Raw genomic sequence first — 7,387 nt, forward strand, 5'->3', positions numbered from 1 at the left:
GCCCGAACTGCCTGGAACCCGGCTATCACTGCGAAGCCCACCACGACCCCGACTGGGCCAGCGGCGGGCGCACCGATGCCGATTGCCTGTTCTTCGGCTGCGGACCCGACCACACACTGGTCAGCAAGGGCGTCGTACAGACCACCGTCACCGACACCGGCCGACTCGCCTGGTCCGACAGCACCGGCCCACCCGAGATCAACCTCGCCCACCACCCCGATGAACTCCTCAACGAACTCGACGAAGACGACCAGGGCTAGCTGACTTCCTCACTTCTGGGAGGATGGCCGGGTGACGGTAGAAGCGATTCGCGGCGGAGCGGCAGCGACAATCAAATCAGGTATCGACCTGAGCCACGTCGACCCCGATGCCCGCCCGCAAGATGACCTGTTCGGCCACGTGAACGGCCGCTGGCTGGCCGAATACCAGATCCCCGCCGACCGCGCCACCGACGGCGCGTTCCGCTCGCTGTTCGACCGCGCCGAAGAGCAGGTGCGCGACCTGATCACCGGAGCCGCTGTGGCGGCGACATCAGGCAGCGCGGCGGCCGACGCCGATGCGGAGACGGACACCGACCAGCAGCGCATCGGCGACCTGTACGCCAGCTTCATGGGCTCCGACACGGTCGAGCGGATCGGTGTGCAACCGCTGCTCGACGAACTGGCGACCGTCGACGCCGCCGCCGACGCCACTCAGCTGGCCGCGGTGCTCGGCGGGCTGCAGCGGACCGGGGTGGGCGGGGGGACCGGCGCCTACGTCGACACCGATTCCAAGGACTCCACCCGCTACCTGCTGCACCTGAACCAGTCTGGGCTCGGGTTGCTCGACGAGTCGTACTACCGCGACGAGCAGCACGCCGAAATCCTGGCCGCGTACCCCCGCCACATCGCGAAGATGTTCGCCCTGGTGTACGGCGAGGAGCCGCAGCCGAACGAATGGCAGGCGACCGCCGAGCGGATCGTCGCACTGGAGTCCAAGCTGGCCGCCGGGCACTGGGACGTGGTCAAGCGCCGCGACGCCGATCTGGCCTATAACCTGCGCACCTTCGCCGGGCTGCCGTCGGAAGCCCCCGGCTTCGACTGGGCCGGCTGGGTCACCGCGCTGGGCAGCACCCCCGAGGCGGCGGCCGAGCTGGTGGTGCGCCAGCCGGACTACCTGACGGCGTTCGCCGCGGCGTGGGCGAGCGAGGACCTCGAGGACTGGAAGCGCTGGGCCCGCTGGCGGCTGATCCACGCGCGGGCCTTCCTGCTCACCGACGAGCTGGTCGCCGAGGACTTCGCCTTCTACGGCCGCACCCTGAGCGGCACCGAGCAGATCCGGGACCGGTGGAAGCGCGGCGTCTCGGTGGTCGAGAACGTGATGGGCGACGCGCTGGGCAAGCTCTACGTCGAGCGGCACTTCCCGCCCGGGGCCAAGGCCCGGATGGACGAGCTGGTGGCCAATCTGCGGGAGGCCTACCGGGTCAGCATCAACGAACTGGACTGGATGACGCCGCAGACGCGACAGCGGGCGCTGACCAAGCTGGACAAGTTCACCGCCAAGATCGGCTATCCGCCAAAGTGGCGGGACTACTCGAAGCTGGTGATCGAACGCGACGACCTCTACGGCAACTACCGGCGCGGCTATGCCGTGAGCTATGACCGCGAGCTGACCAAGCTGGGCAACCCGGTGGACCGTGACGAGTGGTTCATGACCCCGCAGACCGTCAACGCCTACTACAACCCGGGCATGAACGAGATCGTCTTCCCCGCAGCGATTCTGCAGCCGCCGTTCTTCGACGCCGAGGCCGACGACGCCGCGAACTACGGCGGCATCGGTGCGGTTATCGGGCATGAGATCGGGCACGGGTTCGACGACCAGGGCGCCAAATACGATGGCGACGGCAACTTGGTGGACTGGTGGACCGACGCCGACCGCGATGAGTTCGGCACCCGCACCAAGGCGCTGATCGAGCAGTTCGACTCCTATGTGCCCAAGGGGCTGGACGGCCATCACGTGAACGGCGCATTCACCGTCGGGGAGAACATCGGCGATCTGGGCGGCCTGTCGATCGCCCTACTGGCCCACCGGCTGTCGCTGAACGGCGAGCAGGCGCCGGTGATCGACGGACTGACCGGCGTGCAGCGGGTGTTCTTCGGCTGGGCCCAGGTGTGGCGGACCAAGTCCCGAGACGCCGAGGCGATCCGCCGGCTGGCGGTCGATCCGCACTCGCCGCCGGAATTCCGGTGCAACGGCGTGATTCGCAATATCGACGCTTTCTACGACGCGTTCGACGTCGCCGAGAACGACGAACTTTATCTGCAGCCCGAACAACGGGTCAGGATCTGGAACTGACGAAGGGGCGGATCACCAACACGTAGATCCCGACTACCGCCAGCGGTGCCAGCAGCGGCAACCACGGCACCTGAAATGGAAACGCCGTCGCGACCAGCCCGACGATGGTAAATCCCAGCGCCGCAATCATTGCCGGCGCAGACGCGGTAACGACGCCGGCCGGCCCGCTGTCGGCGTACCGCAACACCAGGTATGCCGCAGCGGAGAGTCCCGCCAGCGCTGCCAGCATCGGCGGCGTGTCGGACAGCACAACGGCCGCCATGGCCAGCAGCACCGCAACCGTTGCGACAGACCGAAATCGAATGCCGACCAACACCGCAACTACGCCGAGCGCGGCCGCGGCGAACGCGGGCCCGTGCGCCTGAACCCCGGCCGCCGCCGCCATCATGAGTCCGAACACCGCTGCCAGCAGGTGGGTCCATCGGATGGGTGTCATGTCATCGCCGTCCCCGCACGGTCCGACGACGCTCGGGCACCAGGCGCATTGACTGGTCGAGCGTGCTATCCGATGACCACGCCACCACGTCCACCCCGATGGTGCCCATGTCGCGATACATGAACGATCGCTGCATCGCCCACATCCGGGTGAACAGTGGGTCGTATGTCTCTCCGCTCTCCCCCTGGCCTTTCGGCCGGGGGTACCCCCACGCGTGCGCGGCCTCAACCTCGAACGGGGCGCCTTCGAGAACATCGACCGCGACGACGGTGTGGCCCCGCTTACGCAGGTCGATCAAGGACAGCGCGAACTCGGTGTCGAGCAGGGTGGAGAACGCGACGACGATGGCCCCCGGCGGAAGAGCAGCGCGGGGCGCCAGTGTTCCTGTGGTGGTTTCGAATTCATCGCCGGCACCGAGCAGGGTGTCGAGCACCCGATAGAACTGCCGTCGGCCAATGTCGGCGCCGAGCCACCGGGGCCGGCGCCCGCCGAGCGTGACGATGCCGGCGCGATCACCGTTTCGCAACGCGCTCTGCACGACTTGGACGGCGCCGCGTGCCGTTCGCTCGGTCGCAGCCGTCGCCGGACCCGGCGGTTGCGGATACATGTCGATCAGCACGACCACATCGGCGGCGCGGTCGGTCAACCGCTGCGTCACGTGCAGGCTGGCGCGGCGCGCGCTCACCGGCCAGTTGACGGTGCGCAACTGGTCGCCGGTCACATACGGGCGAATGTCGGCGTACTCCACCCCGGGGCCGGTGTGCCGAGTGAGGTGGGTGCCCAGGCGGTCGAGCAGCTCCGTCCGCGGGATCGCCGTCGACTGTGGCGAGGCCAGCGGAAAAACGAAGACGTCGGCGGCGTCAAGGACTGCCGTTCCCGCGCGCAATCCGCCTGGCGCAATGACGTCGACCTTGGCCCGGACAGGGTAGCGGCCCCACCGCTCCGCCGACACCGAAACCGTCTGTCGCTCACGAGGACTCCCGTCGAGAACCTCGAGTTCCATCCCCGCTACGCCCGACATCGCGAGTTGGATCGGGATATCACCCGATTCCGCTGTGGCCCACACGCTCAGCTGCGTCGGTTCGCCTTCAAAGCAGCGCTGTAGGCCGGGCTGTGCGTGCAGATGAACCTTCGGCGCCGTTCGCTGCCAGCCGATCGAGCACAGCACACCCAGCAGCGGCGCCGCGAACGCGATGAGCTGCCAGCGCGACCCGATCAGTGCAACGATGAGCGCTACTCCGGCACACGTCGCGATCGCAAGCGTCAAAGGAGATGCACGCCAGCGGAACTCGGCTTCGGTACAGCGTGTTTCGATCACCCCGCAGCGCCGTCCGTTAGCGGGCCCGCGGAACCGGCAAGCGCCGCAAGAGTTCCTCCACGACGTCGGCGCCGTGCACCCGCCGGACCCACATCTCCGGCCGCAGGCTGATCCGGTGCGCCACGGTCGGAACGGCCAGCGACTTGACATCCTCGGGTATCACGTAGTCCCGGCCGAGCAGTAGGGCACGCGCACGGGCATGCTGGACAAGGTCGAGTTCCGCTCGCGGGCTGGCGCCGACCGCGACCTGCGGATGCTGCCGGGTAGCGGTCGCCAGCGAGACCACATAGTGCAGGACGTCTTCGTGCACGGTCACCTGTTCCACCGACTCCCGCATGGCCACCAGATCGTGGGCGTCCACCACCTGATGCACCGTCGGCTCGGCCGAACCCCGATCGAGGCGGCGGCGCAGCATCGAGGCCTCTTCCTGCTCGGACAGATAGCGCAGTTCGAGCCTGATCGCGAACCGGTCCAACTGCGCCTCGGGTAGCGGGTAGGTGCCTTCGTACTCGATCGGGTTGTCGGTGGCCAGCACCACGAAGGGGCCGGGCAGCGGGTGGGTGACACCGTCGATGCTCACCTGATTCTCGGCCATCGCCTCCAGCAGAGCGGCCTGGGTCTTGGGCGGTGTCCGGTTGATCTCGTCGGCGAGCAGCAGGTTGGTGAAGATCGGCCCCGGCCGGAACTCGAAGCGACCGGACTGCATGTCATACACCGTGGAGCCCAGCAGATCCGCGGGCAGCAGGTCGGGCGTGAACTGCACGCGGGTGAACTCGAGTCCCAGTGTGGCGGCGAAGGATCGGGCAATCAACGTCTTGCCGAGGCCGGGAAGATCCTCGATCAGCACATGGCCGCGGGCCAGCACGCTGGTGAGAATCAGGGTGAGCGCCCAGCGCTTCCCGACCACGACACGTCCGATTTCGTCGAGAACTGCCTCGCAGTGGGCGGTGGTCGTCGCCGCCGGCATCGTCATACCTGCTCCAATCGTCGCAGTATCTCGTCGAGTGCGGACCGCCCGGGTCCGGGAACCTGGGCGTTGGTTCGCGCGATGTTCTGCGGATCGACCCAGGCCCATAGTTCGTCGCCGAACAGCATCCGGCCGGTGGCCCGGAAGGCTTCCGGATCCTTGTTCTGCTTCTGGCCGGTTGCGATGCCGAACTGCCGGGCCAGCATGGGACGCAGATGCCGATCCCAGTCCAATCGGGTGGACTCCGACCATGAGATCTGCGTCTGGGTGCGAGACAGCCAGCGGCGCAACGATTCCTCGGGATCATTGGTTTCGTCGGCGGCCGGTTCGGGATTGATTCCGCGCACCATAAACCAACGTAGCGCCAGCAACACCAGAGCCACCGCGATGCCCGTGGCCACCAGCACGAACCGGCGATCGGGCATGAACAGCGCAAGTAGCTCGGTTCCCACCACTAAGCAAATGCCCGCTGCCACAAGCCTTTTCATACAGCGCTCCGCAGATCGTCGAGAACGAGCTGCAGCACGCGCAGCGCCACCTCGCGATGTTCCTCCGTCATCACGTGTGGGCTGAACCGCGCCTCTTCGAACAAATCAACCAGCTCCGTGGCACTGTCGGTGTGCAGCGCATGGTGTTCGACGGCACGGGCCAGCACCTCCGACGGCGTATCGGAGTCCTGAGGAACGGCCTCCGGAGCCTTTTCGAGTTCGCGTTCCATCGCCGCGTAACACGCGATGATGGCGGCTCGCGGCTCGCGGCTGAGGTCCTCGATCTCGGCCAGCCCGAGTTCTGCTGCCCGGGCGAGTGAATCCGACGCGGCTGACTGCTTCGTCGACCGGTACTCGTCGCCCGCCGGGGTCTGCAACATCGCAGCGCGCTGCGCTCTGCGCGCGGCGACAGCCGTCCCGGCCGCAACCAGTAGCAGCAGCATCACGGTGCTGGCCGCGAGGTAGCCGAATACGTTGGTGCCGGCCTCCGGCGGCGCGGGCTCCGGTGGCGGTTCGGGCTCGCCGTCGGGCGTAGGAGTCTCCGATTCCGGCTGGGGCGCCTCGATGCCCAATTGCACGTCCAGCCGTGCCACCAGCGCGACGATCAGCAGCCACGCCGCGATCAATGCGATTCCGATCAGCACGGTGCGCCACGTCAGTCGCCACGGCGGCCCGCCGATTTCGCGGGGCGGTTCACCGCCGGCGTTCGCCGTCACCTTCCGGTTGCGGGAGTGCGTGATGATCGCGATCGCGATGATCGCCATCGACACGCTAAGCATCGCGACGACCGCGAACAGCGAGGCCGGACTGCCGGTCGACCGCTCGGACGGGGCGCGGTCCGCGCCGGGCAGGTACCCGCGCAACGCGGCGGCAGCCAGTGCCAGCAGCACCACCACCGCGACCACACGCCCAGTCGCTTTGTCGATGGCTCCATCCTTGCCGCGGTCAGGTCAATGCGGCAACAGAATGATCAGATCTGCCAGTCCTGGGCGCCGTCGTTCTGGTCGTACTTGCCGACGGAGTTCTTGATGACGACGGGGTCTCCGCTGCCGAAGTTGTCGTAAAACCATTGTGCGTTGGCGGGGCTGAGGTTGATGCAGCCGTGGCTGACGTTGCTTTCGCCCTGCGCTCCCGTCGACCACGGCGCGCTGTGCACGAACACGCCGCTGTTGTCGATCCGGACCGCGTCCTGCACCTTCAGCTTGTAGCCCTCCGGCGAGTCCACCGGCACGCCATACGTCGCGGAGTCCATCACGATGTCGGCGAACTTCTCCAACACGTAGTAGGTGCCGTTCTTGGTGTCGTGGCCCTTCTTGCCCATCGAGATCGGGAAGGTCTTCACCACCTCATCGTCGCGGGAGATCACCATCTGAAGCGTCTTGTTGTCGATGGTGGCCACCAGCGACTCACCGGTGCGGAAGCTGGACTTCGTCCCGCTCGCATCGATGTTGACCGTCGTGTTGGCCGGCCAGAAGTCGATGGGACGCCACCGCACCTGGGTGTCGCTCATCCAGTAGAACTTGCCGGGCACCGGCGGGTTGGACGAGATGTGGATCGCCTGTTCGGCCATCGGCCGGTCGGCGATTGGCCGCTGGAAGTTGATGATGATCGGTTTTGCCACCCCGACCATCGCGCCGTCGACCGGATTGAACGACGGCGGCAGGAACACCGGCGTTCCGGTGAACGGCGTCGGGTTCTGGCCCCCGGGTGTGCCTTCCGGAATCGGTGCGGGGGGCGCCGCCAGCGGGTTAGCCGGCGGCAGGGCGAACGGGTCCGGCGGCGGGGGTGCGAGCGGGTTCGCCGGCGGGGGTGGCGGCGGCACCGCGAACGGATCTGCCGGGGGC

General features: G+C 67.4%; 7 protein-coding genes and 1 pseudogene. 2 read left to right on the forward strand and 6 right to left on the reverse strand.

Features of this window, described 5'->3' with window-relative positions; all coding sequences use genetic code 11:
- Both ACRDU5_RS21650 and ACRDU5_RS21655 read left to right on the forward strand, forming a co-directional pair.
- Positions 1 to 260: pseudogene (locus ACRDU5_RS21650) on the forward strand (HNH nuclease); the annotation flags it as partial.
- Positions 261 to 330: 70 nt separating this feature from the next.
- Positions 331 to 2,334: a M13 family metallopeptidase gene (locus tag ACRDU5_RS21655; protein WP_526617050.1), complete on the forward strand. Its 2,004-nt coding sequence runs from the start codon at positions 331 to 333 to the stop codon at positions 2,332 to 2,334.
- Here the strand turns inward: ACRDU5_RS21655 and ACRDU5_RS21660 are convergent.
- The 6 genes from ACRDU5_RS21660 to ACRDU5_RS21685 all read right to left on the reverse strand — a co-directional run.
- Positions 2,318 to 2,770, reverse strand: coding sequence for a hypothetical protein (locus ACRDU5_RS21660; protein WP_526617045.1), 453 nt, complete (start codon positions 2,768 to 2,770; stop codon positions 2,318 to 2,320). The two genes, ACRDU5_RS21655 and ACRDU5_RS21660, sit on opposite strands and share 17 nt — an antisense overlap.
- Before the next feature lies 1 nt (position 2,771).
- Positions 2,772 to 4,088 carry a DUF58 domain-containing protein gene (locus ACRDU5_RS21665; protein ID WP_526617046.1) on the reverse strand — a complete coding sequence of 439 codons (1,317 nt, stop codon included), beginning with the start codon at positions 4,086 to 4,088 and terminating at the stop codon, positions 2,772 to 2,774.
- A gap of 16 nt (positions 4,089 to 4,104) precedes the next feature.
- Positions 4,105 to 5,061, reverse strand: coding sequence for an AAA family ATPase (locus ACRDU5_RS21670; RefSeq protein WP_526617047.1), 957 nt, complete (start codon positions 5,059 to 5,061; stop codon positions 4,105 to 4,107).
- Entirely contained in the window at positions 5,058 to 5,543 is a 486-nt protein-coding gene (locus ACRDU5_RS21675; protein WP_526617048.1) for a hypothetical protein, read from the reverse strand. The genes ACRDU5_RS21670 and ACRDU5_RS21675 overlap by 4 nt, the downstream gene beginning before the upstream one ends.
- Positions 5,540 to 6,469, reverse strand: a complete 930-nt coding sequence (locus ACRDU5_RS21680; RefSeq protein WP_526617051.1) for a DUF4129 domain-containing protein — start codon at positions 6,467 to 6,469, stop codon at positions 5,540 to 5,542. Before ACRDU5_RS21680 ends, ACRDU5_RS21675 begins: the two co-directional genes overlap by 4 nt.
- A gap of 44 nt (positions 6,470 to 6,513) precedes the next feature.
- The coding region (locus ACRDU5_RS21685; RefSeq protein ID WP_526617049.1) for a L,D-transpeptidase at positions 6,514 to 7,387 on the reverse strand (874 nt) is incomplete at its 5' end.

The organism is Mycobacterium sp. (assembly GCF_050701515.1).
Lineage (GTDB): Bacteria > Actinomycetota > Actinomycetes > Mycobacteriales > Mycobacteriaceae > Mycobacterium.

Coding starts and splice junctions, on each gene's coding strand:
- ACRDU5_RS21660 (WP_526617045.1), bottom strand. CDS start 2,770: ATGACACCCATCCGATGGACCCACCTGCTGGCAGCGGTGTTCGGACTC.
- ACRDU5_RS21670 (WP_526617047.1), bottom strand. CDS start 5,061: ATGACGATGCCGGCGGCGACGACCACCGCCCACTGCGAGGCAGTTCTC.
- ACRDU5_RS21675 (WP_526617048.1), bottom strand. CDS start 5,543: ATGAAAAGGCTTGTGGCAGCGGGCATTTGCTTAGTGGTGGGAACCGAG.